The organism is Salinisphaera sp. SWV1 (assembly GCF_052044155.1).
In the GTDB taxonomy this organism is placed as follows: domain Bacteria; phylum Pseudomonadota; class Gammaproteobacteria; order Nevskiales; family Salinisphaeraceae; genus Salinisphaera.
Genome location: NZ_JBQDYE010000106.1, coordinates 1 through 975, shown reverse-complemented (window position 1 = coordinate 975; position 975 = coordinate 1). Strand labels below are relative to the sequence as shown.

Below are 975 nucleotides of genomic sequence, written 5' to 3'. Positions count from 1 at the left end.
GCGTCCACATCGGCGGCTCGCTGTATCATCACTTTGTACGCAAAGATGATGTCCTGAAACGCATGTGGCGCGGCCGGGCCGACACATAATCGACCGGTCGATCGGATCAACAAACAATCCGACCTGGGATAACTTCGAAATACGCCGCTGCGAGTCTCTGGGGTTGGGCCGATCGCATTGGAACGTCCCCGGAGGCAAACCCCGGGGACTATTTCAAGCCGCTTCGTTGTAGGGCGCTTTGTCGACGGTCGTTTCCGTCTCGGCATCATTCGGCTGCGATTTTCGGCTTGGTTCCAATGCCGCCTCGAAACGCTTCAACCGGAGCGAATTCGTGAGCACGAAGATACTGGAAATACTCATCGCGCCCGCGGCAATCATGGGATTAAGCAACCAGCCCGTGAACGGGAACAGCGCGCCCGCCGCCACCGGGATCAGCAGCACGTTGTAACCGTAGGCCCAGCCGAAGTTCATGCGAATGGTGCGCATGGTGCGCCTCGACAACGCGATTGCATTGACCACGCCTGACAGATCCGCCCGCATCAGCACCACGTCGCCCGATTCGATGGCGATATCAGTGCCGCTGCCCACCGCAATGCCGACATCGGCCTGGGTCAGCGCCGGGGCATCGTTGATGCCGTCGCCAACGAAGGCGACCGACTGGTTCTTGCCCTGGAGCCGCTTGATCTCGTCGGATTTGCCATCCGGCATGACGCCGGCCACGACTGTATCGATGCCGAGTTCCTCGGCAATAGCGTGGGCGGTCGCTTCGTTATCGCCGGTCAGCATGGCGACCGACAGGTCCATCGCGTGCAGCGCCTCGACCATGCGCTTGGCTTCGCCCCGCGCCGGATCGGCCACCGCGATCAGAGCCGCCAGCTGCCCGTCGATGGCAGCGAACAGCGGTGTCTTGGCCGCCCGCGCCAGCGCGTCGGATCGATCCGCCAGCGACGACGTCTCGATGCCCAGGCTGTCCAT

At 62.5% G+C, this 975-nt stretch carries 1 protein-coding gene; it reads right to left on the bottom strand.

The window, feature by feature from the left end; all coding sequences use genetic code 11:
- Positions 1-213 precede the first annotated feature (213 nt).
- Positions 214-975, bottom strand: a 762-nt coding sequence (locus tag ACS8YF_RS19635; protein ID WP_440851779.1) for an HAD-IC family P-type ATPase, incomplete at its 5' end; no start/stop codon positions are given.